General features: G+C 47.1%; 21 protein-coding genes. 15 read left to right on the top strand and 6 right to left on the bottom strand.

All coding sequences use genetic code 11. From position 1 onward, the window contains the following. Positions 1-25 precede the first annotated feature (25 nt). Entirely contained in the window at positions 26-1,912 is a 1,887-nt protein-coding gene (locus AC6ESP_RS28385) for a glucose PTS transporter subunit IIA (RefSeq protein ID WP_497100125.1), read from the top strand. After that, positions 1,909-3,657 carry a phosphoenolpyruvate--protein phosphotransferase gene (gene ptsP / locus AC6ESP_RS28380; protein ID WP_497100124.1) on the top strand — a complete coding sequence of 583 codons (1,749 nt, stop codon included), beginning with the start codon at positions 1,909-1,911 and terminating at the stop codon, positions 3,655-3,657. Before AC6ESP_RS28385 ends, ptsP begins: the two co-directional genes overlap by 4 nt. 21 nt (positions 3,658-3,678) lie before the next feature. On the opposite strand, the gene AC6ESP_RS28375 is transcribed toward ptsP, so the two are convergent. Continuing rightward, positions 3,679-4,209, bottom strand: coding sequence for a type 1 glutamine amidotransferase domain-containing protein (locus tag AC6ESP_RS28375; RefSeq protein WP_497100123.1), 531 nt, complete (start codon positions 4,207-4,209; stop codon positions 3,679-3,681). A gap of 55 nt (positions 4,210-4,264) precedes the next feature. Here AC6ESP_RS28375 and AC6ESP_RS28370 point away from each other — a divergent pair, with 55 nt between their 5' ends. The 4 genes from AC6ESP_RS28370 (at position 4,265) to AC6ESP_RS28355 (ending at position 7,293) form a co-directional block, all read left to right on the top strand. Next, positions 4,265-4,690: a VanZ family protein gene (locus tag AC6ESP_RS28370; protein WP_497100122.1), complete on the top strand. Its 426-nt coding sequence runs from the start codon at positions 4,265-4,267 to the stop codon at positions 4,688-4,690. Positions 4,691-4,816: 126 nt separating this feature from the next. After that, the gene (locus AC6ESP_RS28365; RefSeq protein WP_497100121.1) at positions 4,817-5,230 is read left to right on the top strand and encodes a hypothetical protein; all 414 of its coding nucleotides are present in this window, start codon (positions 4,817-4,819) and stop codon (positions 5,228-5,230) included. A 354-nt stretch (positions 5,231-5,584) separates the two neighbouring features. Continuing rightward, the gene (gene ccpA / locus AC6ESP_RS28360) at positions 5,585-6,595 is read left to right on the top strand and encodes a catabolite control protein A (protein WP_497100120.1); all 1,011 of its coding nucleotides are present in this window, start codon (positions 5,585-5,587) and stop codon (positions 6,593-6,595) included. Next, the gene (locus AC6ESP_RS28355; RefSeq protein WP_497100119.1) at positions 6,595-7,293 is read left to right on the top strand and encodes a 5'-methylthioadenosine/adenosylhomocysteine nucleosidase; all 699 of its coding nucleotides are present in this window, start codon (positions 6,595-6,597) and stop codon (positions 7,291-7,293) included. Before ccpA ends, AC6ESP_RS28355 begins: the two co-directional genes overlap by 1 nt. Positions 7,294-7,419: 126 nt before the next feature. Here the strand turns inward: AC6ESP_RS28355 and AC6ESP_RS28350 are convergent, their stop codons facing one another. Together AC6ESP_RS28350 and AC6ESP_RS28345 are read right to left on the bottom strand one after the other, a co-directional pair. Next, positions 7,420-8,604 (bottom strand): acetoin utilization protein AcuC, encoded by a 1,185-nt coding sequence (locus tag AC6ESP_RS28350; RefSeq protein WP_497100118.1) that lies wholly within the window; start codon positions 8,602-8,604, stop codon positions 7,420-7,422. 43 nt (positions 8,605-8,647) lie between these two features. Further along, positions 8,648-9,283 carry a GNAT family N-acetyltransferase gene (locus tag AC6ESP_RS28345; protein ID WP_497100117.1) on the bottom strand — a complete coding sequence of 212 codons (636 nt, stop codon included), beginning with the start codon at positions 9,281-9,283 and terminating at the stop codon, positions 8,648-8,650. A 245-nt stretch (positions 9,284-9,528) separates the two neighbouring features. Here AC6ESP_RS28345 and acsA point away from each other — a divergent pair, with 245 nt between their 5' ends. Beyond that, the gene (gene acsA, locus AC6ESP_RS28340) at positions 9,529-11,253 is read left to right on the top strand and encodes an acetate--CoA ligase (RefSeq protein ID WP_497100116.1); all 1,725 of its coding nucleotides are present in this window, start codon (positions 9,529-9,531) and stop codon (positions 11,251-11,253) included. Positions 11,254-11,344: 91 nt separating this feature from the next. Here acsA and AC6ESP_RS28335 read toward each other — a convergent pair whose 3' ends face one another. Next, on the bottom strand, positions 11,345-14,431 hold the full coding sequence (locus tag AC6ESP_RS28335) for a transglycosylase domain-containing protein (protein WP_497100115.1): 3,087 nt from the start codon (positions 14,429-14,431) through the stop codon (positions 11,345-11,347). A 501-nt stretch (positions 14,432-14,932) separates the two neighbouring features. Here AC6ESP_RS28335 and AC6ESP_RS28330 point away from each other — a divergent pair. Beyond that, complete coding sequence (locus tag AC6ESP_RS28330) at positions 14,933-15,463, top strand: NfeD family protein (RefSeq protein WP_497100114.1); 531 nt, start codon at positions 14,933-14,935, stop codon at positions 15,461-15,463. Positions 15,464-15,505: 42 nt separating this feature from the next. Further along, the gene (gene floT, locus AC6ESP_RS28325; protein WP_497100136.1) at positions 15,506-17,056 is read left to right on the top strand and encodes a flotillin lipid rafts scaffold protein FloT; all 1,551 of its coding nucleotides are present in this window, start codon (positions 15,506-15,508) and stop codon (positions 17,054-17,056) included. Between the two features lie 58 nt (positions 17,057-17,114). Here floT and AC6ESP_RS28320 read toward each other — a convergent pair whose 3' ends face one another. Together AC6ESP_RS28320 and rpsD are read right to left on the bottom strand one after the other, a co-directional pair. Further along, positions 17,115-17,888: a class I SAM-dependent methyltransferase gene (locus tag AC6ESP_RS28320; RefSeq protein WP_497100113.1), complete on the bottom strand. Its 774-nt coding sequence runs from the start codon at positions 17,886-17,888 to the stop codon at positions 17,115-17,117. A gap of 169 nt (positions 17,889-18,057) precedes the next feature. Next, a complete protein-coding gene (gene rpsD / locus AC6ESP_RS28315; RefSeq protein WP_497100112.1) occupies positions 18,058-18,657 on the bottom strand; it encodes a 30S ribosomal protein S4 in 600 nt (199 codons plus the stop codon). A gap of 263 nt (positions 18,658-18,920) precedes the next feature. On the opposite strand from rpsD, the gene AC6ESP_RS28310 reads away from it, so the two are divergent. The 6 genes from AC6ESP_RS28310 (at position 18,921) to AC6ESP_RS28285 (ending at position 23,821) form a co-directional block, all read left to right on the top strand. Continuing rightward, positions 18,921-19,076, top strand: coding sequence for a hypothetical protein (locus tag AC6ESP_RS28310; protein WP_497100111.1), 156 nt, complete (start codon positions 18,921-18,923; stop codon positions 19,074-19,076). Next, positions 19,066-21,027 (top strand): sensor domain-containing diguanylate cyclase, encoded by a 1,962-nt coding sequence (locus AC6ESP_RS28305; RefSeq protein WP_497100110.1) that lies wholly within the window; start codon positions 19,066-19,068, stop codon positions 21,025-21,027. The genes AC6ESP_RS28310 and AC6ESP_RS28305 overlap by 11 nt, the downstream gene beginning before the upstream one ends. A gap of 130 nt (positions 21,028-21,157) precedes the next feature. Further along, a complete protein-coding gene (locus AC6ESP_RS28300; RefSeq protein WP_497100109.1) occupies positions 21,158-21,859 on the top strand; it encodes a hypothetical protein in 702 nt (233 codons plus the stop codon). A gap of 78 nt (positions 21,860-21,937) precedes the next feature. After that, entirely contained in the window at positions 21,938-23,053 is a 1,116-nt protein-coding gene (locus tag AC6ESP_RS28295) for an aminopeptidase (RefSeq protein ID WP_497100135.1), read from the top strand. Positions 23,054-23,155: 102 nt separating this feature from the next. Then, on the top strand, positions 23,156-23,398 hold the full coding sequence (locus AC6ESP_RS28290; RefSeq protein WP_497100108.1) for an HPr family phosphocarrier protein: 243 nt from the start codon (positions 23,156-23,158) through the stop codon (positions 23,396-23,398). Between the two features lie 135 nt (positions 23,399-23,533). Beyond that, positions 23,534-23,821 carry an Fpa/YlaN family protein gene (locus tag AC6ESP_RS28285; RefSeq protein WP_497100107.1) on the top strand — a complete coding sequence of 96 codons (288 nt, stop codon included), beginning with the start codon at positions 23,534-23,536 and terminating at the stop codon, positions 23,819-23,821. Positions 23,822-23,944 lie beyond the last annotated feature (123 nt).

Genomic DNA, 23,944 nt, shown 5'->3' with positions numbered 1-23,944 from the left:
ATTTGCAGCGTCAGGGGGTGCGGAGTTGAATTTCATGGGAAGTTTGCAGCAGCTCGGAAGAGCTTTTATGCTGCCGATGATTGTACTTCCGGGAGCGGCTATCTTTTTATTTCTGAGCCAGCTGCCGTGGGACTATATAGGACTACCAGCTGTATCAGGTTACTTGCAGGCAGCAGGGGAAGCGATTTTTACTTATTTGCCTTACATATTTGCCCTCGGTATTTCACTCGGGCTCACTAGCAATGCCATGGCAGCAGGGATGGCAGCAATGGCTGGAATGGTTATTTACGTTGGCATTACAAGCTCGGCTAACCCCGATATCGTGCCAACGGTGTTTATTGGATCGGTCATTGGGATAATTGCTGGCTTCAGCTATGAACGATTCAAAAATTTGCGGCTGCCTGAGTACATCCAGTTTTTCGGCGGGCCAAGGTTCGTACCGCTCTTCGTAAGTGTTGTATCTGTTCTCTTCTCGATGATCATGATTGGGATTGCTCCGTTTATCCAGGCAATGCTCGCTCAGCTGGGTGAAGTTGTCGCATCTGGTGGAGGCTTTGGCGTCTTTCTATACGGATTCGTCCACCGGATTTTAGTCGTGTTCGGGCTTCATCACTTGGTCAGCCATGTGTTCTGGTTCCAGATTGGCGGCTTTGAGACAGCAGATGGGACAATGGTATATGGAGACTTGCCACGTTTCTTCGCAGGTGATCCAAGTGCAGGCGTATTTATGGCAGGCATGTATCCAACGATGATGTTCGCTCTCCCGGCTATAGCCCTTGCTATTATCCATGAGGCAAGGGAGGACCTGAAGCCGAAGATTCGCAAAACGTTTCTGTACGCGGCGTTGGCTTCCTTTCTAACTGGCGTAACGGAGCCTGTTGAATTCGCTTTCCTGTTCGTAGCACCTTACCTCTATGTTGTACATGCCTTCTTATCTGGCGTAATTATGTGGGTAACGTACGAGCTAGGAATCCGACATGGCTTCTCGTTCTCAGGGGGCGCATTAGACTTCATCATTAATGAGCATTTGGCTACTAGAGGCTGGCTCCTTATCCCGATTGGTCTTGTTGTAGGCTTTATTTATTACTTTCTGTTCCGCTGGGCGATCAATCGATTCCGGATTCCTACACCAGGACGTGAAGAAGGCTCGCAGCTGGATGACTGGGCTGGGGATATTCCTTACAAGGCACCACTTATTCTGCAGGCGATCGGCGGCAAGGACAATATTATTCAGATGGAATCTTGTATTACCCGGCTAAGGCTGAAGGTGTCCAATGAGAAGCTGCTGGATACGAATGCGCTGCGGAATTTAGGAGCGGCAGGTGTGCTGCATCTTGGAGGAGGCAACGTACAGGTGGTGTTCGGCACCTATTCCGAGCTTATCCGCGGCGAGATGATCAAGACGATGGAGCGCGATCAAGCACAGGTGCTCTTCAGCTCTCCAGTTCAAGGGAAAATGATTCCTCTGGAGGAAGTGCCTGATCCGATATTCGCCGGAAAGCTCGTTGGAGAGGGCGTTGCATTCATTCCTGAGAAAGGCGAGCTTGTATCGCCTGTACAAGGTAAGATCGTTCATATTTATCCGACCATGCATGCGCTGGGCATCAAGACGCCAGAGGGGCTGGAAGTGCTGCTCCATATCGGTATCGATACATCGCAATTAGCAGGAAAAGGTTATTTCAAGGCTGTTGTCAAAGAGGGCGATGAAGTAGAGCCAGGCGCATTGCTTGTCCGGTTCGATATTCAGCGCATTCGCAAGGAAAGCAAGTCCCTTGCTACACCTATGATTATTACGAATTCGGATCTCGTTCATTCTTGGCGCTATGCACCGTTCAAGGCGGTTAAGAAAGGACAGTCCTCGGTTATGTCGGTAGTGCTTAAAGAGAGAAATGGTGGAGGGGAAAGACCATGATACAAGGTATTGGAGCGTCAAACGGAATCGCGATTGGTAAATCTTTTGTTCTGCCAAGCTGGGAGTGGGAGTTTCCTGAGCAGCGTGTAGATGTAGCCGATTTTGCCCGTGAATTCGAACGCGTCTATGAAGGGATTCGGACTTCCAAGAATGAGATAGAACAGATCAAGGATGAGCTGCGAGAGGTTGTCGGATCTGAGGAAACCCATATATTCGATGCGCATCTTGCGATTCTGGACGATCCTGTATTCATGAGTGAAATTCAAGGCATTATTCAACGGCAATACAAAGCCGCGGAGGTAGCTGTCAAAGAGGCGATTGATCATTTTGTTACCATGTTCGATCTGCTCGATGACGAGTATATGAAGGAGCGCGCTCTTGATATTAAGGATGTTGGCAATCGATTGCTGAAGCATCTGCTGGGCGTTCCCGAAATTACGCTTCCTGTCGATACTTTGCCATTCATACTTATTGCTAAGGAGCTTTCACCTTCACAGCTTGCTCATATTAATCCTCAGAACGTTCTCGGTATCGTCACGCTTGGGGGAAGTGCGACCTCTCATTCAGCAATCATGGCAAGGGCACTTGGCGTACCGCTCGTAGTTGGTGTTGAGACCAAGATCCAGGAGCCAATCCAGACAGGGCAAACCATTATTATTGATGGTGGCAATGGTGCGCTCTATATTGAGCCAGAGCAGCATCTGATCGATCATTATTCGGAGCTGCAAGCCCACCAGACAGAGGCGAGACAACGGCTGAACAGCATTGCTGGACATCGATCAGAAACGCCTGATGGAAAAATACTGGATCTGGCCGCGAACATAAGCTCCTTCAAGGAGCTGGAGGTTGCACTATCAACTGGTGCACACGGTGTTGGTCTGTTCCGTACTGAGTTTCTGTACATGGATCGCAATCGGTTTCCCAGAGAAGAAGAGCAGTTCGAGGTATACCGCAGCGTAGCAGAGAAGCTGGAGGGAGAACCCTTGATTATTCGCACGCTGGATATCGGCGGTGACAAACAGCTTGACTACTTCAATATTGCAGAGGAAGATAATCCATTCCTCGGATACCGCGCGATTCGTATTTCACTTGATCGTAAGGATCTATTCAAAACGCAGCTAAGAGCTATATTACGAGCTAGCAGCTATGGTCAGATCAAGCTCATGTATCCTCTTATTTCCTCAGTGGAGGAAGTCCGGGCAGCCAATCAGATTCTGCTGGAAGCGAAGAGTGAGCTGGAGCATGAGGGGCTTAGCTTCGATCGTGCGATGAAGGTCGGCATTATGGTTGAGGTTCCAGCAGCGGTTATGATTGCGGATTTATTGGCGCAGGAGGTTGATTTCTTCAGTATCGGTACGAATGACCTCGTTCAATTCACCTTGGCGGTAGACCGCATGAACGATGAAATATCACATCTGTATGAACCATTTCATCCAGCTGTGCTGAGAATGCTCAAAGCAACGGTAGAAGCAGCCAAACGAAATGGCATTACAGTCGGCGTTTGCGGAGAGCTGGCGGGTGACTTGCGTGCGCTTCCGATCTGGCTAGCGCTTGATGTAGATGAGCTAAGCATGTCGGCACATGCGATTCTTCACGTAAAAAAGCGGCTGCTCTGCACAAGGCAGGATGACAGCCGCTCTCTATTGCCAGAGCTGCTGGAATGCCGGACTAGCGCTGACATTCACGAGAAGCTCAAGCAATTCAAAGATTCGATTGATGCGTTAAGCTCGAGTAACGTGTCTTAACGGCGGATAATGGTGCGATGACTACTGGTTTTGCTGCTCTAAGGCGTCGACGAAAGCTTTGGCGTAAGGCGGCAAATCCGGCGGGCGCCTTGCGGAGATGATATTTCCGTCGACAACGACTGGTTCATCAAACCACTGCGCACCGGCATTCTCCATATCATCACGAATTCCAGGCGTTGAAGTGACTTTGCGTCCTTGCAATATTTTGGCGGAGATCAGGACCCAGCCTGCATGACAGATCTGTCCGATAGGCTTGCCTGCCGCGTCCAGCTCTTGAATGAGCTCAAGCACCTTCGGGTAGCGGCGAAGCTTGTCCGGAGCCCAGCCACCAGGCACGAGAATACCGGCAATATCACTGCTGTTTACCTCATCGAAAGCCAGATCGGCTATTGCCGGTACACCATATTTGCCAATATGCTGCTTGCCTTTCTCAGGGCCTGCATATAAGACGGTGGCTCCTGCTTCCCGTACACGGTATACCGGATACCATAGCTCCAGATCTTCGAATTCATCATCAAGTAGACAAATAACCGTCTTATTATGTAATGACATGTATTCCCCTCCGATATCATATTATATTCCCTTACATTGTAACGAAGGAGAACTAATGAAGCAAACAAACCGAGTGAATTACCGCAGATTGCTGCGGTTTATCCCAGCTATAGTATGGATGGCAGTCATATTCCATTTTTCATCCCAGACAGGCGATGATATGAATACACTGCTGCCCTTTTTTCAACAATGGTTTCCTTATATGACCAGCTTTGATTGGGGACATTATGTATCCTATTTCATCCTTGCAGTCACGATTGATTATGGGATAGGTGCGAGGGCTGATAAGCTAATTTATAAGATTGTGATCGTGTTATTGTGTGGTTTATATGGTGTTACGGATGAATATCATCAATCGTTCGTTGGGGGCAGAATGCCCGATGCTATGGATATTCGCAATGATATGATTGGAGCACTTATCTGGGTCATTATCATATCGATTGCTCCTATCCGCCGGATATGGCGCAAAATTGCGGAATAGTAAAAATTACATGGGACTGTAAGCAGGAATTTATGCAAAAAAGGTCGAATAATTTACGCATCTCAAAATGTGAGTAAACTGGGATGTTGGCGGCAACCCGCCGTCCTCGTAAAGGAGTGGGCCAAATTGCAAAAGCGGTGTCATTGCGGTGACATCATGAAGATGAAACTGCGTACAGTCATATATTCGGGAAAAGTAGAAATAGACAATGTCCCGATTTATTCATGTTCGGTATGCAACCGCAGCGAAGTTTTCCCAGAAGTGAAACCAGATTTGACAGGATTGATTGCACAGCTTGGAGCAGAGCCATCTAAACAGACGTTTCTGTTTAACGAGTGCAATGAATGGGCAAATTTGCTAGTAGAAGCTAAATCAGATAAGAAACAATCTGACTCCTCACATTTGAATCGCTTAGTTGAGGAACGAATAAATGCCTTGCTTGACCTGCTGCTGCTCGCTCAGACGTTGAATGATTCTGAATGGATAGCCGATCTTAATAAGAGGCTCTCGCAGATTAGCCGACGAGGATTGCTTACATAATTGTATGAGAGTCAACCCTCCCCATTGCTTCGTTTCTTAACGAACTGATTCAGCAGAACAGGTGCGAACATTGCGAAAAGTAATATATTGTCGTATGATTACGTTAATATACGGCGAACGACAAACGTAATAGCTAACACAGGCTGGAATGTCGTTAGTTCACGTTTCGCGATGGAAGACAGGCTGAGTATAAGGAAATACCTTATAGTTGTCTATGAATTTCGGTTGGGAATGATTCGTCATCCTAAGCATAGGGCAATCAGTTTTGTATTGAAAGATAAAGCAGTGTACCTATATTTCTGTATACCGCTTAGTCTTTTGATTAAAAAATTTGAGTTAATGGAGAGAAGCACCGTGACGGTAACCATTTATGATGTAGCAAGAGAAGCAGGAGTATCAATGGCTACGGTTTCAAGGGTTGTCAACAACAATCCGAATGTGAAACCGGCAACTCGCAAGAAAGTATACGAGGCTATTGAACGTCTCGGATATCGTCCGAATGCGGTAGCAAGAGGCTTGGCAAGTAAAAAAACAACGACAGTTGGGGTCGTTATCCCCGATATTTCGAATGCGATTTTTGCTGAGGTTGCACGCGGCATAGAGGATATCGCTAATATGTATCATTATAATATCATTCTATGTAACGCTGATAAGAAGAAGGATAAAGAAATCCGCGTAATAAACACGTTGCTCGAGAAGCAAGTGGACGGTCTTCTATTCATGGGCGGCGCAGTAACGGACGAGCATATGCAAGCTTTTAAGACAGCTAACGTGCCTATCGTATTATGTGCGACAACGGATGAGAATGGTCAAATTCCATCGGTTGACATCAACCATGAAGAAGCAGCCTTTGATGCTGTTCGTAATCTAGTGGAGCAGGGACATCGCCGAATTGCAATGATTAGCGGTACTCTACAGGATCCAGCTAATGGCTTTGCCCGTTTCCAAGGGTATAAGCGTGCACTGGAGGAATCAGGCATTACTTATGATGAGGGATTAGTGCGCACCGGCAATTACCGTTATGAGTCGGGAGCAGACGCTATGAAATATTTCATCGCATTGGACGAGCGTCCAACAGCTGTCTTTGCTGCTACAGATGAGATGGCGATTGGTGCTATTCATAGCATTCAAGATTCGGGACTGAAGGTACCCAATGATATTAGCGTAATCAGCGTAGACAATAGCCGTATGGCTTCAATGGTACGTCCGCAGCTTACAGCGGTAGCTCAGCCAATGTACGATATCGGAGCGGTATCGATGCGTTTGCTGACTAAGCTGATGAAGAAAGAAAATGTAGATCATTCTAAAGTGGTACTGCCGCATGAGATCGTTGTGCGTCAATCGGTTGGAGGTTTGCAAGGATAATGGGTTTCAGCAAGATTGGTATTATTGGTGCAATGGTTGAGGAAATAGAATACCTGCATAAGCATACGGAGGTTACTGGTACCGTTACGAAGGCAGGCATTACGTACCATGAAGGAATACTTAACGGCAAGTCGATCATTTATTGCAAATCTGGTGTCGGCAAAGTTAATGCAGCCGTATGCACTCAGATCATGATTGATTTGGGGGCAGATTGCGTCTTGTTCACTGGTGTAGCCGGAGCAGTTGATCCGCAGCTCAATATTGGTGACATTGTCGTATCTAGCAGCTGTGTAGAGCATGATATGGATTGTTCTCCGCTTGGTTTTGCAAGAGGTGTAATTCCTTACAACGAGCGTTCTGAATTTTTTGCCGATGAGAAGCTAGTCGCATTGGCTTCATCAGCAAGCGAGCGGCTCTTCCAAGGCCGCAGCCTAATTGGAAAAGTATTGTCAGGAGATCAATTCATCGCTAGCAGGGATACCGTTCAATACTTGTACGAAACCATGCAAGGGGCATGTGCCGAGATGGAAGGGGCTTCAGTCGCACACGTATGTGATATGAATGGAACGCCATTCGTGATCATTCGCTCGATGTCGGATAAGGCTGACGGCTCAGCACATGTGAACTTTGCAGAGTTTACCGTACAAGCAGCGAAAAACTCCTATATGATTATTGATGATATGCTTAAGAACATCTAATTATAGAAAGCTGTCCCATGCTAGACATGATAACGGGACAGCTTTTTTTTAGTTTTTGCTTGCCAGGTGGTGCAAGTGATGCTGAGAGCAGATTGCTGCTTCACGGTGGTCAATTCAACACTCGATTCAGCACAAATCTTGAATGCAGATTTGCTGAGTAGCCAGGTTCTTGCTCGTAATCTCAGCCCTTCTGGGAATAGGAGGGATGCCGGTTAGATCATCAAGCCACCATTCAGGCAGCTCTACAGGACTGACGGATGACCACTGCTTGATCCAACTCTGCGGCAGACGCTCATTATGACCTTCTAAGCGCAGAGAGCTCGCGATAGGGTTGTCTGTCATTGTTAACCATACAAGCGACCAGGCACGCGGTACAACGCGCCAGAGATCATAACCGCCGCCTCCAAGTGCAACCCAGCGTCCATTGGTGTGTGTATGGGCCAATTCATGAATGATAGCGGGCATTTCTTGATAGATTCGCATACTGCAATGAATATGTGACAGTGGATCATAGGCATGAGCGTCACAGCCATGCTGGCTTATAATAACGTCCGGCTTGAAGGCTACCGCTATCCGAGTAATGGATAGTCGGAAGCACTCGAGCCACGAATCATCCTCAGTGTAAGGCTCCAGTGGGACGTTGAAGCATGAGCCGAATCCGGCATCATTGCCCTTTTCATGTACATAGCCCGTCCCTGGGAATAGGAATTTCCCTGTCTCGTGAATAGAGTAAGTGCAGATATCCGGATCATTATAAAATATCCATTGTACGCCATCTCCGTGATGTACGTCGGTATCGATATATAAGACTCGTGCTCCATACGTCTGTTGGATATGCTTGATAGCGACAGCAGCGTCATTATAGACACAGAAGCCAGAGCCTCGATCAGGGAAAGCATGGTGCAGCCCGCCGGCCATATGATAGGCATGAAGCGTCTGTCCAGTCATTACGAGATTCGCAGCTTCGACTGATCCTGCTACAATAGCGGAAGCCGCTTCATGCATACCCGGGAAGAAGGGAGTGTCTTCTGTATGCAAGCCGTAACGGCCAGCCTCATCTATATCTGCAGTAGCGGGCTTGTCCTTGCTTAAGCTCTGGACTGCCTTCAAGTAATCGAGGCGATGCACAAGCGATAGAAGAGCGGGGCTGGCAGCTGCAGCAGGCGTAATGATATGTCCGGGTTCGAGTGCTCCTGCTGCCTTCAACAGCTCAGTTGTTAAGGTTAAGCGAATCGGGTTGAAGGGGTGCTCCTCTCCGAATTTGTAACGGTTCGAATCCTGATGGTGAATGAATACAGCATTTGACGACATCAGATTCCATGTCCTCCTTCGGCGAATGCGCCACTGGTTTCACTTAGTACATAAACCGCTGGCGGAATCGAACACGGTCGAATTGCTCGACCGATTGCAGCGGCACTTCTTTTCCTATTTTAACCATTAGACAATTGGCAGGATGAGAGCAAATTTCGGGGTCATCCGTAGCGAACCATACCATGCCGACAGACTTCATCAGCTTCTCCATCATTCTTCGGTAATCCCACACATTCAGCTTCGTTCCCTCTAGATCCCAATGCCAGTAGTACTCTGTCGTATACACAATTCTATTCTCAAGCTGCTCCTCTGCAAAAGACAGCTGTACCATTCTTTTGCCAAGGCCATATGAACGGTATGAATTAGCAACCTCAATCGCACCTAGCTCGATGAGATCGAGCATGCCAGCCTCTGACCATCGTTCAAGCTCATCTGGGTAATGGAATGTAACATAGCCCACAATTAAATCGTTCTCACGAGTAACAATTATTCGGCCTTCGTCTAGACCTGCAATTTCGACAAGCGCCTCATGCTGATCCTTCGGCCTTCGAAAGGCATCTAAGTCAGCGTGCATCGTTAGCTTTAGCAGTTCACTCTGGGAAACGGGGCCTTCAATGATCAACTCTCGGTTGTCTTCCATAACGAGCTGTTGTTTTTGAAACCGTTTTCGGTGATCCACAGCGTACTCCCCTCTCTACGTGGCAATAACCGTTTTACATGCGTATAGTAATGGTTATAGCAGACATTGGAGCAAATGAAAAGCATAGTCGAATAGAAAGGGCTTATGCTATAATTGGTGTGGCGGTTTGAGCAGCCATCGGATTCGCCTAATGAATGCGGCTTGTTTGCCTGCAATGTTCGTCATTTATATGTAAGCGTATTCTTATGGCTATGGTTTAACAGATTTGATGGGAGAGTGATAGAATGATCAACTTGCATCAAGAAAGAATTCCAGCTACAGCGGTAGACCCTAACCTAACGAGCTATGAGGATGCTGCCGCAAATTTCAAGTGGGAAGAGCTAGAGAAGGAATTCAGCTGGTATGAGACTGGTCGAATGAATATGGCTTATGAAGCCATTGACCGGCATGTGGATTCTGGAAAAGGGGACAATGTCGCCCTCTATTACAGCGATAGCTCGCGAGATGAAGCGTACACGTTCGATGAGCTGCGGAGGCACTCGAACCGCTTCGCGAATGTATTGAGGAAATTCGGTGTAACCAAAGGCGAACGGATATTTATTTTTATGCCGCGTACGCCTGAGCTCTATTTCAGTGTCCTGGGTGCAATGAAGATCGGAGCAGTAATCGGTCCGTTGTTCGAGGCATTCATGGAAACAGCTGTCAAAGACCGTCTATTGGATAGTGAAGCTACAGCGATCGTAACGACACCGGCGCTGCTTAAACGAATCAAACGTGAGGAATTGCCTGCGCTTAAACATATTATCGTGTTCGGCGAAGACGTGGAGACAGACGATGTAATCGTTGATTATGCCTCGGAGATGAGGCAAGCATCCGAGGATGCAGAGATCGAATGGCTTGGCCGAGAGGATGGGCTTATTCTACATTACACATCTGGCTCAACAGGCAAGCCTAAGGGTGTATTCCATGTACAGAATGCTATGCTTCAGCATTATTATACGGGCAAGGTCGTATTGGATCTGAAGGAAAATGATATTTATTGGTGTACTGCTGATCCAGGCTGGGTCACTGGTACTTCTTACGGTATATTCGCCCCTTGGCTGAGCGGAGCTACCAATGTAATAAGGGGAGGACGATTCAGTCCTAATGATTGGTATCAGACTATTCAAAAATATGGGGTTACAGTCTGGTACAGCGCACCTACCGCATTCCGTATGCTGATGGGGGCGGGCGACGATATTGTAGCCGGGTTCGATCTATCAAGCTTGCGTCATGTATTAAGCGTTGGCGAACCGCTCAACCCAGAGGTCGTACGTTGGGGCATGAAAGTATATAACCAGCGTATCCACGACACTTGGTGGATGACCGAAACGGGTGCACAGCTCATATGCAATTATCCGTCAATGGATATTAAGCCTGGCTCTATGGGGAAGCCGATTCCAGGGGTAAAGGCAGCGATTATTGACGACCAAGGCAATATCGTTCCTCCTTATCGAATGGGGAATCTGGCTATACAAACACCATGGCCGTCGATGATGCGCAAAGTATGGAATAATCCGTCCAAGTATGAAGAATATTTCAGGCTGACGGGCTGGTACGTATCGGGAGACTCGGCGTATATGGATGAGGACGGCTATTTCTGGTTCCAGGGTCGAATTGATGATGTTATTAATACATCCGGGGAGAGAGTAGGGCCGTTCGAGGTGGAGAGCAAGCTGGTAGAGCATCCAGCAGTTGCGGAGGCTGGCGTTATTGGCAAGCCAGATCCATTGCGTGGAGAAATCATTAAAGCCTTCATTGCTTTACGTGAAGGCTACACGGCAACGGATGAGCTGAAACAGGAAATTTCCCAATTTGTCAAAGTTGGCTTGTCAGCTCATGCGGCACCTAGAGAAATCGAGTTCAAGGATAAACTACCGAAAACCCGCAGCGGCAAAATTATGCGAAGAGTATTGAAGGCATGGGAGTTGAATCTTCCGACCGGAGATCTCTCCACAATAGAGGATTAATTAGCTGAATTATACGCAGCAAAAGAAACAAATGGAAAGAATGAAGCCCCAAGCTTATCGCTGCTTAGCGACTGAGCTTGGGGCTTCATGTTTAGTTCACTGTAAACTCGGCGGAAGGTGTTGATTTGCCAGTCACATTCTCGGCAGTGATGTAGAACGTGCCGGTCAAAGGGGAAGCATACTCGAAGGTTGTGTTCTTCGTTGATGCGAGTCCAGCATAGTTCCCATCGCTGTTGGCGCTATAGTAAATATGATAGGCTCTTACGCCCTCAGCTTCAGGATTAGCGGTCCAGCTGAATTGGACGCTAACCTCGGTTCTCTGTGCACTCAGTCCGGTAGGAGCAGAAGGAGCAGTAAGCTCCGGCGTGACAGAGTCTTCAGGTGGAGCTGTACCTTCATCAGGCTGTTCACCTTCGTTGCCAGGCAAGCCTGGAATTATCGGTACATTACCGAATTGTACCACTGCAGATGGACCTGATTCTTTGCCAGCCACATCGACTGCAGTTACATAATAATTGTAGCCTCCTCCGCCTGATACCGATAATTTGGCTTGTAGTGCATCACCAACGAGAATGGAGCTGCCTGTCTTCTGATAATTGACCTGATTGGTCGATTGGTATACCCGATATCCGACAACATCCTTCTCGGAGTTCGCAGAGAAGCTGACCAGGACGACTCCGCTGCTTATGGATTGCAGCTTCACACCCGCAGGAGCCGAAGGAGCCTTGCCGTCATCAACCCGCGGATCCTTCTTCGAAGGAGCGTCATTATCAGCATCCTTAGGAAGATAGTAGCTCATAGCCCGTCTGCTGCTTGCAGGCAATTTCGCTTGCGCTGCATTAATTTCATCCATTAATTGATCTAATGGCTTCTTCCGTTTAATGACGATCTGTTCTTTCACCATATCGGTAGGAGTTGCATCATTTGGCACGTAGTTGACACCGTTGAATGGAATATAGGCCATTTTGACCAAGGCATCATCCGTTTGCTTCGGTAAGAACTTCTTGTTGAACCAGTCTGTAACAAGCATTCCTGCCTCTTTGGTCAACTGGCTAGGCAGCTTGCCGCTAGCGCTGGATACAGTAGCTTTGACAAGTCCGGAAGGCTGCTCGAATTTGTCCGTTGTGAATAGATCCGGCTTAGCTTCCGTAATTTCATTCATCATTAGCGCCCAGATGGAACGTGCTCGCTTCTTGCCATCATTGGACAACGTATTAACCTGCTTCTCATAGCCTGCCCACACACCAAGCGTAATGTCTGGCGTGAAGCCCATGAACCAGACATCGCCATAGCTTTGAGTAGAGCCTGTTTTACCGGCAATTGGAATGTCACCGTAGTTCTTGAACTGAGAAGTAAGGGCATGTGCAGTACCGCTGCCGCTGGAAATGACCGTTCTCAGCATATCTGTTGCCAGGAATGCAGTCTGCTCAGAGAACACCTGCTTTGGCTCTTCTTTATGCTCGTATATGATTTTGCCATTAGCATCCGTGATGCGATCAATCATATAAGCATCGTTGAAGACACCTTTATTGGGGATCGCTCCATAAGCATTGGTGAGCTCCTCAACGGATACGCCTATACTTAGACCGCCGATAACCCCAGTCTGCGCGCTATCGTCTTCTGGTTGGAGCGTGGTGATGCCGAGCTCTCTTGAGAATTCCCATGCTTTCTTGATTGTAACATCCTCTAGGAAAATCTTCAGCGCCGGCAAGTTGAGCGAACGGTTCAAGGCTTCCCGTGCTGTTACTAAGCCCGAATAGTTGTTATTCGCATTTTTCGGGATATGGAAGCCCTTTTGTCCATCCTTCAATACCATTGGAGCATCGTCGACGATGCTGGCTGGCTGGATCAACCCTTTGTCTATCGCAGGCAAATAAGCAGCAATCGTCTTCATTGTTGAGCCTGGCTGCCTTGTCATCTGAGTGGCAAAGTTCATTTGCTCTTCATAGAAGTCGCGGCCCTCAAGCATACCTAGAATAGCGCCGGTTTTATGATCCAGCATGACTGCTGCTGTCTGCTCGAGTCCTTTCTCTTCACTATCAGGTGAGAAATTATCCGGATTTGAGCCAATTTCACGCATGATTTGGTAGATTTCTTTGTCTATCGTCGTATATATATGATATCCGCCGCGCAGCAGATGCTCGCGTGCTTCCTCAATTAGAGGAGCATTCTCCTTCTTGCGGAGATCTTCCTTCGTTAGCTTAGGATCCTGCTGCATCAGCATGATTTCTGCTGCCTGCCGCTCAGATTCGAGCATTAAGTATGGATAAGTCGTATATGCCTTTTCAACAGTCTTTGCTAACGTGGAGCGAATATCGAAAGCCTTCGCTTCGTCGTATTGCTGTTGGTTGATTCGACCGGTCTCGAGCATCCTCATGAGTACAGTGCCTTGACGCTCAAGTGCCAGCTGGAAGCCATCCTCATTGAATTGTCCTTTGCCGTTGAACGCTGTATAGGCAGATGGACGCTGCGGAAGGCCTGCAAGATAGGCAGCCTGTGCGATATTCAGCTGATTGAGGTCTGTAATATCGAATACACCTTTGGACGCAGCTTTGATGCCATACAGATTATAACCGCTTGAGCCGTTGCCGAATGGCACTTTGTTCAAGTAAGCCGCTAGTATTTCCTCTTTCGTCAAATAACGCTCCATGCGCAGTGACAGGAAAATTTCCTTCACCTTGCGGCTGTCTGTTTTGTCGAGACTGAGGAACACACGCCGTGCCAGCTGCTGGGTTAGCGTACTGCCGCCGGTCTGAGTGTCTTCATTCAATAGCTTCTGCTTCACTGCCCGTCCAATTCCGTTAATATCGACGCCGTAATGCTTAAAGAAATTATTGTCTTCAATAGCTAGGACGGCATCTATAACATGTGCTGGCAGATCTTCATATTCAATAAGAATCCGGTCTTCCTCGGTGCGAAGTTGGCCGACCAGTGTATCATCATTGAAATAAACGAAGCCTGTTATGGAATTTTCATTTACCTGTTCTTCAATTAATGCTCTTGGTCTAACATCATCCCCTTTAACTAAGGCCGAGACGTAACCGGTAACCGCTCCTCCGGCTAATAATCCAATGAAAATGCCGAAGTAAATAATCCATTTGGCTGTTATCAATGATGCAATTCCGAATGTACGCCATCCGCTTCTTCGTGGTTTCGATGATTTGTGCTCTTCTTGCATAGAAATGAACTCCTCCTCCAAATAACCAGACCTATTATAACATAAAACACCATTAGAAGCAGTCGTTACATTGGCTTCCATGAGGGCGTATGGTACAAAAAGTCGTAATATGCGATTCCTATTTAACGCTTGAGCCAATCCTGCTTTTCCCTAAGGGCTGGAGGGATTTTTTTTGCATGATATGATTAGACGCTGGAAAAGGAGGAAAAGTTTTATGCCAAAGTTTGAACATTTAAAACCCGGGCTGCAAGCGGGGTTGAAACGACAGTAAGGCGTTGTTTGCCGTGGATTTGCAGAGACCATGCTAGAGGTTGTTCTTAAGGAAAAGTTGGCATGAGCAAATTTATGAAAATAAATCTAGGTAATTAGGTAAACGGAGCCTGTGGATTTCGATTATTTTCCGCATATTTTTTGTTTTTTTATGAAACAAAATAGGTGTATAGCACGTAATAAATATCAACAATTCTAACAACATATGGTTATAAAGAGAGGAGGAGGAAATTGGAGGCTTTATTGTGGGGGTGTCTCATCGGCGGTGCGCTATATGCCATCGTGAGTGTCATATTCGGCGACTGGATAAGCCAGGCAATGGACGGAGCGCTCGATTTCTTATCACTGGAGGGTCACCCATGGCTGCAGCCCACATCGCTCGTGGGAGGTATTACCGCCTTCGGAGGAGCTGGATTATTACTTCAGCAATATACATCGGCAAGTGCTTCCGCCGTCCTATTGCTGGCTGTGCTGATAGCTGTACTAGCCGGAGGGGGTGTCTATTTTCTCTACGTAAGGCCTATGGAGCAAAGTGAGAATTCGGTGGCTGTATCCATGCAGGATTTGAGTGGGAAGATTGCGGAGGTGCTTACTTCTATTCCTGCGGTTGGTTACGGAGAAGTGTTGCTCAAAGCTGGGGCGGGTCATACCAATCAAATAGCCGCAAGCTTTGACGGTGAAGCTATACCGGAAGGTGCTCGTGTAGTCGTTGTTGAGATTAAGGATAATACGCTGTACGTCGCGATGCTGGATTCCCTGTAATCAAATCATTCGTTTAAATAGAGAGGAGATTTGAATGTATTGATACCTGAATATTTCATCATTCCTATTATTGTTGTAGCTGTATTCGTCGTTCTAGGTTTAGCATTCTGGGCACGCTATAAGACGGTTAGTCCTGATGAATCAATGATTGTCACAGGCTCCTTCCTCGGCAGCCGCAATGTGCTTGTCGATGATACGGGACGTCGGATTAAGATCGTTCGCGGAGGAGGAGCATTCATTCTTCCTATATTTCAGAAGGCGGAATTTCTCTCCTTGCTGTCGCATAAGCTGGACGTTTCCACTCCTGAGGTCTATACGGAGCAAGGCGTGCCGGTTATGGCTGATGGCGTAGCCATTATTAAGATTGGCGGTATCGTAGAGGATATCGCAACGGCGGCTGAGCAGTTCATGGGCAAGCCGACGGAAGCGCTTAAGAGTGAGGCGCAGGAAGTGCTGGAGGGTCATCTTCGTGCGATACTCGGATCTATGACCGTAGAGGAAGTCTATCGTAATCGAGACAAATTCGCGCAAGAGGTTCAAGGTGTTGCGGCCAAAGATCTGAAGAAGATGGGGCTGCAGATCGTTTCCTTCACTATAAAAGACCTGCGGGATAAGCATGGATACTTAGACGCGCTTGGTAAGCCGCGGATTGCTGCGGTGAAGCGGGATGCTGATATTGCTGAAGCAGAGGCGATACGGGATTCGCGGATTAAGAAGGCACAGGCAGCAGAAGAAGGGCAGAAGGCCGAGCTTCTACGCGATACGAACATTGCCGAGGCGGAAAAAGAAAGAGAAATGAAGGTCGCTTCATTCAAGAAGGAGCAGGATCAGGCGAAGGCAGAAGCGGACCAAGCCTATGCTATCCAGGAGGCACGTTCCAAGCAAGGCGTTGTCGAGGAGCAGATGAAGGTTGAGCTTGTGCGGAAGGAACGTGAGATTGACCTGGAAGGAAAGGAAATATTGCGCCGGGAGAAGCAGTATGATGCGGAAGTGAAGAAGAAGGCGGATGCGGATCGTTATGCCGTGGAACAGGCCGCAGAAGCAGATAAAGCAAAGCGTCTATTCGAAGCCGATGCGGTGCAGTATCGAATAGAAGCGGAAGCGAAGGCATTAGCATCCCAGAAACGGCTCGATGGTCTGGCTGTTGCAGAAGCAGAGAGAGCAAAGGGGACGGCAGAAGCCGATGTTATCCGTCTGCGTGGTCTAGCGGAAGCAGAGGCGAAGGTGAAGCTGGCTGAAGCGTTCGAGAAATTCGGCCAAGCGGCAGTTCTTGATATTATAGTGAAAATGCTGCCTGAGCTCGCTGGTAAAGTAGCAGAGCCTATCAAAGGGATTGATAAGCTGACCATTGTGGATACTGGACAGGGTGAAGGAGCTACTCGCCTTAGCAATTATGTCACTTCCCTTATGGCTACTGCCCCAGAGATGCTCAAGAGCGTATCGGGAATCGATGTGAACGCACTCATGCATGGTCTTACTTCCAAGATTACGAAATCATCAGCTTCCGAGCTGACACAAACGATAGAAACACCAGTATTCAGACGAGAAGCTTCTAAGGCAGATCCAATAGACAACAAGCCAGAGCAGTCATAATCACTTTGCTATATGAAGAGCCTGCTTGCTGCCCTCTGAGGGCAGCAAGCAGGCTCCATTATTTACGCTTGTAAGCTGCAATGCGAATACGGCTGTAGTCGGCCATAATCGTATTGCCTTCTCCGCGGCTAATATGCTGCTTCACCAATTGGTCGATCTGGCGGGTAGCGGCGAGCTTATCTGTCTCTGACAGGGAGCGAAGAAAAGGCTCTGCGAACTGTGACAGCCAGTGCATAAGTCCATTCTCGCCGTCTGGGAGCACTGTCGGTCTTGCAAAATGCTCCGCTAAGCGGACTTGGAAGCCCTGCTTCTCTAATAAACGACTGTATTCCGCAATGGTTGGGAAGTACCATGGATTTAACTCGACCGGGTCTAGACCATAGCTTGGGAGTACTTCATAGATGGCTTTGACTATCGTATCAACATTGCCTTTGGCTCCGAATTCTGCTACGAATCTTCCGCCACTATGGAGGGAGTTCCAGACGCTCTCAATAACGTTTGCAGGACTTGTCATCCAGTGCAGTGCAGCATTGGAGAAGATGGCGTCAAATGGCTGCTCGAAGGTGAAATGTTGGCCGTCACCTACAATGAACTCGATAGCTTCATATTTTTTTTGTGCTTCGGCAATCATAGTAGTGGAATAGTCTAATCCAACTACTTCCCTGCATGCTTGATGAATCTCATAACTAAGATCGCCGGTTCCGCAGCCTAAATCCAGAATTCGTTCATGGGGCTTAGGATCAAGCCATTGCAGAATACCCTTGCCAAGCTGAGAGACAAATCCAAGATACTGGTCATAAGCTTCTGCTTTCCAATGGGAGGATGATTGCATATTGATCCGCTCCTTATTAATGGGATACCTCAATCATGACAGATCAATGGCTATATGTTAAATATATAAATGATATAAACTTAATAGGTTATAGCTATAAATGCTCGTTGGCAAAAAAACAAACCCCCATCGAGCCTGCACAGGTTCGTGGGGGTTTGTCTTGTCATAATTAACGGCTGTACCATTCGACGATTTGTTTCTCGTCGATATCTTGGGACAACTCAGCGCGCTCTGGTAAGCGAATATACTTGCCTTCCATTGCTTGATCGTTGAACTCCAAGTAGTTCGGCAGGTGATGACGGCCTTCCATTGCTTCTTTGATTGTTTTCAGGCCACGGCTGCGCTCGCGCAGACCGATTACGTCGCCGATGGAAACACTGTAGGAAGCGATGTCGACTTTTTTACCGTTTACTGTTACGTGACCATGTGATACCAATTGACGCGAACCAGCGCGTGAGTTGGAAAGTCCAAGGCGGTAAACGAGGTTGTCCAGACGGCTTTCAAGAAGGAACATGAAGTTTTCGCCGGCAATACCTTTTTGTTTAGCAGCTTTGTCGAACAAGTTGCGGAATTGCTTCTCGTTCAAACCGTACATGTGACGGAGCTTTTGTTTCTCTTGCAGTTGAAGACCGTAGTTGGTCATTTTTCTGCGTTGGTTAGGACCATGTTGTCCTGGTGGGAATGGGCGTTTGAGTTCTTTGCCAGTACCGCTCAAAGAAATTCCAAGGCGGCGGCTTAATTTAAATTTAGGTCCTGTATAACGTGACATGCGTCGTGTTAACTCCTTCATCAAATGGGATTTTGAGAATGGGGTTGTGTTTCGCCGAATACGCTCTATGCCCGATAGAATCGGAGCCTGATAATCAGTTCAGCCGCTGGGTTATCAGCGAACGTATTTCTGAGGGTGACACAAAACCGTACGCCCATGTATTCAACAATAAATATTATACGAAATACACAGCAAATGTCAAGGTATTTCCGATAAGAGATGACTTATCCATATAGGGAGTCTAAAGGCCTATTTTCTGGATAATGAGTAGTGCAAAATTCTCAAAAATAAAGTATGATGAAAACAACGCTGAACTGGTTCTTCCTTGTATATTCAGGGAAACTGCAGTTCAAGCTAAGATAGATGCTCATCTCCTTGTTACACGTATGGAAGGGCTGGGTGTTGCAGATGACGGATAACAATAACTATCATCCTATCATTGATGAATTTGGCAAGACAGCCATTCAAAATGTAACTGAGGATAGTGAACAGATGATATGGTTCGAAGAAGAAGATATAACCGATGCAGATGGGCCTTATATAGGGCCTCTGCTTCAGGATAGCTTTGTGACATGGCAGAATGAAATGAATGGACAAGCTCTATTCCAGAATGGCTGGTTCGCCATCTTTGACTGGGATCTAACATTAATTACTTCTGCTGGCAGTCCGAATATACAAAATAATAACGAAGCTGCTCAGCTCGCTAGAAAACTAGCGTGCAAGGTAAAGGAAACGATGACACACGCGGTTTCCTCAGAGCAAGCGCTAGAAGCGATAGCGGTCCCCGTCATGAAGCGTTCGGAGGAGCGTCCTTTTTGCATTATGGTATACGTTGATGTAGAGGGCAGTCTGATTAATGCTGCACTTGTGCAGTACAGCTCCTTGCATTTTCGAAGCTTCTTCTATAGACGGTTCGAACAGCTCTACATAAGGGATATGCTTCTACAACAGCATCGGCTGGAGAAGGAAGCGAGTCGCAGAGAAATGCTCTTCATGGTTGCGAAGCGGCTGTACAATCAGATCGATGTAACTTCTGTACTGTCGGAGATGCTCAAAAGTTTGGAGCAGCTCTATCCGAGCTCGGAGGTCCATCTGTATCTGTCGCAGGATCACCTGAACGGGGATGCCAGGGTGAAGCCTCTCGTATTCAAGAATGCGGCGCATGATTTGGTTGCCAAGGCCTTTCTAGAAGGTCATGCGGTTACGGAGTATGACAGAGACGGAACGATGAAATTGGCAGTGCCAATGACAGGCAAACAGGCTGCATATGGTGTCCTTTGCTTGACGATAGCTGCAAGCCGTTGGGATGAGGCTGATCTTCCCGCTTTTGTGCTGCTTGCGGACACTGCTGGTTCGGCCTTTGAGAATGCGAAGCTCAATGAGCAGTCCAATCTGCTCATTGATGAGCTTAGGCTGTTGAACGAGCTGACGAAGCGATTGAATCAATCTTTGCGGCTGAAGGAAATTTTTCAGTTCGTGACAATGGAATTAATGTCGATCTTCGATGCTGATCATTGCTGCGTCCTCCAGCTGAATAAAGAAAAAAATGAATTTCTCGTCGTATCAAGCAATATTCCTACGATGTCGAGCGAGGTTTTCTCTCCCGAATATGGGTTTTGTGGAATTGTGAACAGGACGAAGGAGCCTCTGATCATTTCAGATTACTGGCATACGCGGGTTGTTACCTCTAAGCTGATGGACAGTACGGGCTCGCGTTCCCTAATTGCAGCACCGATTACGGTGGACGGTGTAGTGCTTGGAGTTATTATGGTTACTCATAAGTCAGCTAATTTCTTCTCCTACGACAATTATAAGCTGCTGCAGGTGATGTCAACACATATTGGTCTTGCCATTACGAATGCGTCGCTGCATGCGGAAGTGCGAAGAATGGTCATTACTGATAATTTGACAGGGCTGCATGCCAGACATTATTTGAATGAGCAAATTCAGAATCGTCAGCGCAAAGATCCTCTTGGTGCACTAATATTGGTTGATATTGATCATTTCAAAACGATTAACGATACGTTCGGTCATCAGGTTGGAGATCGTATTCTGGTACAAGTGAGTGATATTATTCGCGCTTCGATCAGGCAAGGCGATATAGCGGCAAGATGGGGCGGGGAAGAGCTGGCTGTCTATTTGCCAGGTATCCACGCAGAGCAAGCATATCGGATTGCAGAGAGAATTCGATCCCATGTGGAGTCCGAAACGAATCCGGTTGTAACGGTCTCCTGCGGCATATCGGAGTGGACCTTCGAGAACGAGAAGATCAGTGTAGAATCACTATTCTACCGTGCCGATATGGCTCTATATGAAGCGAAGCATAACGGAAGAAACTGTATTTTCGTCGGTGCTACGACTGAGCATTGATCACTAACCGCCCTGAGGGGCGGTTTTTTTATTTGAGGATGACGCCTGTGAAGAAGAGCAGGAATAAGCAGCCGCCTAGTAAGGGACGATACCATTAGGAACATCGAGGTAACGATCAGGAGGCTAAAAGATGAGGAGAACTCATATAAGAATCTGTGCAGCCGTACTAGCTGTAAGCACCTCATTATCGGGCTGCTCCAGCATGAATCATTCACCTGAAGAGTGGCTATCGCTATCTATCGCCGGCCTTGCAGGGACAGATCGTTATGCCTTCTCAGGGCAGACAACGGTGTCGACAGCGGATGGTTGGACAGCGGCACCTCTTACTTTTCAGGGAAGCATAGTGGATCACACTAAAATTAGCGCAAAGACCGAGCAGGGTAAGGAGCTGGGTTGGAGTCCAGTTGAGCTGCTGGAGCAAATTAAGAAGGCCAATAAGGAGGTTACCTTGAGCGAGGAAGCCTCTAACGCTGAAACGGTTAAGGTACATGTTCAAATCGATGACGCTGCAGCCAGCGAGCTGTGGAAGCGTCAGCTGACGGAGGAGATGGACAGCTTGGCTGAACAAGCGCCTCTAGAGGACAGTGCTTACAAGAAAGAATGGATGCAGCAGCTGAATGACTCCCGTGAAGCAATGAATAATATGCTCCAATCATTGAAGGTACAGTCGCACTATGAGGTCATCATTGACCGCAAGAATCTTGTGCCCCTGCAATTGAATGAGCATACAACGCTTATGTATGACAAAGATAAAGTGTCCAAAGAAGAAAAAAGAGAAACGAATGTTGTCTTTGATTCATTTGACGGAACCTCCTCGAATACGGTTAAATAAATAGTCGAAAGTGGATTCAGCAGCAGCTGATATCTGGATTGTCGAATGAAAAAGGATACTTGGAGGTTTGTGATACAAATGCGTGACTCTAGATTGCAAAAGCTTGCGGCTAATCTGGCCGGTTATTCGATCGATGTGCAGCCGGGTGATCATATTCTCATTGATATGATTGGCTCAGAGCGGGAGCTCGTCAAATGTTTAATTGAAGAGATAGCAAGCCGCGGCGGAAGACCATTCGTCGAGACGAGCGACAAGTCCGTGCTTCGTACGCTGCTTAAGCATGCGACGAAGGAACAAATCGAGCTGTGGGCGGAGCTGGATCTGCAGCGAATGAAACAAATGCAAGGGTACATTGGCATTCGATCTGGCGATAACGTGAATGCCTTATCTGATGTTCCTGATGATAAAATGCGGCTGTATGACCAAATATATAGACATCCTGTACATATGGAGGAGCGGGTGAAACGGACCAAATGGGTCGTGCTTCGTTACCCGAATGCGTCCATGGCTCAGCTTGCCAATATGAGTACAGAAGCGTTCGAGGATTTTTATTTCAATGTGTGTAACCTGGACTATGCGAAGATGGATAGAGCGATGGACCCTCTGCAAGCTCTTATGAAGAGGACAGACAAGGTGCGGATCGTTGCTCCAGGCACAGATCTCTCCTTCTCCATTAAAGGCATCGGGGCGAAGAAATGCTCGGGTCACCGCAATATTCCAGATGGGGAGGTATTCTCTGCACCGGTGCGCGATTCGGTTCAAGGAACAATCACTTACAATTCTCCTAGCGTCTATAATGGAGTGTCCTTCCAGAATATTTCCTTCACCTTCGAGAATGGTCGAATCGTGAAGGCCACGAGTAATGATAAGCAGCGGTTGAATGAAATATTGGATATGGATGAGGGGGCGAGGTACATAGGTGAATTCGCAATAGGATTTAATCCGTACATTCTGCACCCCATGAACGATATTTTGTTCGATGAGAAGATTGCAGGAAGCCTGCATTTCACGCCAGGGCAAGCTTATGAGGAGACGGATAACGGCAATAGATCTTCTATCCATTGGGATCTTGTTCTCATCCAACGTCCGGAATATGGTGGCGGAGAAATTTATTTCGATGATATTTTAGTTCGAAAAGATGGTCATTTCGTATTGCCAGAGCTAGAGGGATTAAATTCCGAAAATTTGAAATAAATGAAATTGAAGCGTTTTTCATTTTACCTCTTGATGGATATGACATTTCGGGTTATCATTGTGTCAAAGGTAAGCTTTACTAATTAACTGGAGGGATTCCCCATGTCTAACAACGCAGCAATCGTAGAAATTTCCCAAGCAGCTAGCCAATTCCGCTCTTCAATCGTACTGCAAGCCGATAACAAATATATTGATGTAAAAAGTATTCTAGGTTTATTTACTACGCTGGTAGGCGGACACGCTTATGAGCTTCATGTTCACGGACCTGATGCTGAAGAAGCAAAAGCAGCAATGGCAGAAGTATTCGCGAAACATAACCTTAATGTATCTGTTATTACGGAATAGCCTACAAGGTAAGCGATTTGGAGCATCTCTTCTAAATGGAGAGGTGCTTTTCTGTTTTGTCCTTGTGTATTAGGTCTTTTTCGTCTAATATAAAAGATATAGACGACGGCGGGTACACGCACAGGGGGGAAAACGATGTCTTCACCGGAAGTCACGATTCAATTGCATGAGAAAGCACTTCGTCTCCTGATGGAAGATGCAACTAAAATAGAAAAACTCATCGAAGTACAGATGGAGAACTTGACGACCCGTCAATGTCCACTTTACGAAGAAGTTTTGGACACGCAGATGTATGGTTTCTCGCGGGAGATTGACTTCGCTGTGCGCGCGGGATTGATTGCCGAGCAAAGCGGCAAGGAAATGTTAAGCAGGTTGGAGCGCAATTTAGCTCAGCTGTATGAAGCGTTAGATAGAAAAGAGTAGACTCCAGGGAGCCCAATGTCATTAAGTTAAGGTGCTGAACCAAATAACTATGTAAAAGAGCAGGTTATCGAAAGATAGCCTGCTCTTTTTTTGCGTGAAAAAGATTAAAAGAACTTGACAAGC

It is taken from the genome of Paenibacillus xinjiangensis, assembly GCF_059686975.1.
This window is presented reverse-complemented; position numbering and strand designations above follow the sequence as displayed.

Bases quoted from the DNA above. Each gene is read 5' to 3' on its own strand.
- ptsP (WP_497100124.1), top strand. From the start codon at position 1,909: ATGATACAAGGTATTGGAGCGTCAAACGGAATCGCGATTGGTAAATCT.
- AC6ESP_RS28375 (WP_497100123.1), bottom strand. From the start codon at position 4,209: ATGTCATTACATAATAAGACGGTTATTTGTCTACTTGATGATGAATTC.
- AC6ESP_RS28370 (WP_497100122.1), top strand. From the start codon at position 4,265: ATGAAGCAAACAAACCGAGTGAATTACCGCAGATTGCTGCGGTTTATC.
- AC6ESP_RS28355 (WP_497100119.1), top strand. From the start codon at position 6,595: ATGGGTTTCAGCAAGATTGGTATTATTGGTGCAATGGTTGAGGAAATA.
- AC6ESP_RS28350 (WP_497100118.1), bottom strand. From the start codon at position 8,604: ATGTCGTCAAATGCTGTATTCATTCACCATCAGGATTCGAACCGTTAC.
- acsA (WP_497100116.1), top strand. From the start codon at position 9,529: ATGATCAACTTGCATCAAGAAAGAATTCCAGCTACAGCGGTAGACCCT.
- AC6ESP_RS28335 (WP_497100115.1), bottom strand. From the start codon at position 14,431: ATGCAAGAAGAGCACAAATCATCGAAACCACGAAGAAGCGGATGGCGT.
- AC6ESP_RS28320 (WP_497100113.1), bottom strand. From the start codon at position 17,888: ATGCAATCATCCTCCCATTGGAAAGCAGAAGCTTATGACCAGTATCTT.
- rpsD (WP_497100112.1), bottom strand. From the start codon at position 18,657: ATGTCACGTTATACAGGACCTAAATTTAAATTAAGCCGCCGCCTTGGA.
- AC6ESP_RS28310 (WP_497100111.1), top strand. From the start codon at position 18,921: ATGAGTAGTGCAAAATTCTCAAAAATAAAGTATGATGAAAACAACGCT.
- AC6ESP_RS28305 (WP_497100110.1), top strand. From the start codon at position 19,066: ATGACGGATAACAATAACTATCATCCTATCATTGATGAATTTGGCAAG.
- AC6ESP_RS28300 (WP_497100109.1), top strand. From the start codon at position 21,158: ATGAGGAGAACTCATATAAGAATCTGTGCAGCCGTACTAGCTGTAAGC.
- AC6ESP_RS28295 (WP_497100135.1), top strand. From the start codon at position 21,938: ATGCGTGACTCTAGATTGCAAAAGCTTGCGGCTAATCTGGCCGGTTAT.
- AC6ESP_RS28290 (WP_497100108.1), top strand. From the start codon at position 23,156: ATGTCTAACAACGCAGCAATCGTAGAAATTTCCCAAGCAGCTAGCCAA.
- AC6ESP_RS28285 (WP_497100107.1), top strand. From the start codon at position 23,534: ATGTCTTCACCGGAAGTCACGATTCAATTGCATGAGAAAGCACTTCGT.